Here is a 1486-nt window from a genome sequence, read left to right as displayed (position 1 = left end):
GCCCGCTTCACGGGCACCCAGCCAACCAGCCCCGTCGACGTCGCAGGAGACCCGACGCCAGCCCCTCCGCCGACTCCTTTGCTACCTCTTCGGCCGGTAGCGCATCCCTCCGAGACCGCTGCAGCTCATCACGGGCACCCACCCCACCACGGCGGCCACGACCCCCGGTAGCCCCCGTACGCCCGATCCCTGGGAGACGGTGATGTCACATCCATCCCCTGAAAGCGCGGTACAGAGGCGTGGGCGTCATATCGGCGGCTCATACCGTGCAAGCCGATCGGAGATCCGATGTGCCAACGCAAGGCCGAGGGCGGCCGCTGCTACTACCACCAGAGCCAGGTCGTCGACGGCCTTGAGGGGCAGCTCGCCGAGGCCCCGGACGGCACTCCCGAGCGCGCCGAGCTCACCTCGAAGCTCCAGGAGGCGCGCAGAGGGCTGCTCAAGACCCGAACAGGCCTCGAGCAGCACATCGGGGCCCAGACGGGCTCCACGGCCACCTACGACGCCGTCAGCCTCACCTCGACGATCAACAGGTACGTGGCCGACTCGCCCGACGGCAAGCCCCTCCACCTCCCAGGCGGGACCTTCCGCGTCACGCGGGCCCACACCTCCCACGGCCACACCGTGCTCGAGGTGACCGGACCAACCTCCGCGCGGTCGTACAGCTCCGGGCTCAGCGACCGCTACGACGCCAACTACTTCGGCAAGCAAGTCACGCGGGCCACCCCCACCGAGCTCCAGCGGGACTTCACAGCCATGCTCGTGCTCGCCGACGGCCGCGCTGGCGCCGCCGTCCGCGACACCGGCGAGATCTCCGCGCTGTACTCCGACAGCCACCACCGAGGGGCCTCACGCGCTCTACTCCCCGTGGCCGTGCAGCACGGCGGGACACACCTGGAGTGCTTCGACACATTCCTGCCCCAGCTATATGCACGCAGCGGGTTCATCGAGGTCGCCTCGATCCCGTTCAACAAGGATTTCGCCCCCGAAGGCTGGGACTACCAGGCCATGAGCAAGATCGCTCCTCCCCGCGGGGAACCCGAGATCGTCTTCATGGTCTCGTCCGAGCAGCACGAGAAGCTCGATCACCCTGGACTCAAAACGTTCACCGACTACGATGAAGCCGACGCATACACCAGGACAGGACGCATCTCATGAACGTCAACACGCACACCACGTACCCCGACTTCGTCGCCGACGTCGAGCGTCACGCGTGGGACGAGATGTCCCAGGGTGAGCGACAGAAGGTCCTGGACGCTGCCGACTACGTCCGCGCGGAGTACCCCGACGAGCAGCTATCCCTCGGCCTCATCGGAACGGTCCTCACGTTCGGTGGCTGAACAATCACATATCGGATGAAGCCCCGCGATCAATGTTGATCGCGGGGCTTCACTATGTGCCCATCCGACACGTTCTCTATGTATGGTGAATGCTCACACCCAGCCCGAGGAGAACACGCATGGCACGCAAGACGCAGATCATCCTG

General features: G+C 66.1%; 2 protein-coding genes. Both read left to right on the top strand.

The annotated features are described in order from the left end of the window. Positions 1–288: 288 nt before the first annotated feature. A complete protein-coding gene (locus tag ACT3TZ_RS15120) occupies positions 289–1158 on the top strand; it encodes a hypothetical protein (protein WP_444584236.1) in 870 nt (289 codons plus the stop codon). Beyond that, positions 1155–1340, top strand: a complete 186-nt coding sequence (locus tag ACT3TZ_RS15115; RefSeq protein WP_444584235.1) for a hypothetical protein — start codon at positions 1155–1157, stop codon at positions 1338–1340. The genes ACT3TZ_RS15120 and ACT3TZ_RS15115 overlap by 4 nt, the downstream gene beginning before the upstream one ends. Positions 1341–1486 lie beyond the last annotated feature (146 nt).

The sequence above is a fragment of the Brachybacterium sp. AOP25-B2-12 genome, from assembly GCF_052378625.1.
Taxonomy (GTDB): Bacteria; Actinomycetota; Actinomycetes; order Actinomycetales; family Dermabacteraceae; genus Brachybacterium.
The sequence above is the reverse complement of the archived record's forward strand: the minus strand, read 5'-3'. Positions and strand labels throughout refer to the sequence as shown.

Excerpts from the sequence above, each read along its gene's own strand:
- ACT3TZ_RS15120 (WP_444584236.1), top strand. The coding sequence starts at position 289 with ATGTGCCAACGCAAGGCCGAGGGCGGCCGCTGCTACTACCACCAGAGC.
- ACT3TZ_RS15115 (WP_444584235.1), top strand. The coding sequence starts at position 1,155 with ATGAACGTCAACACGCACACCACGTACCCCGACTTCGTCGCCGACGTC.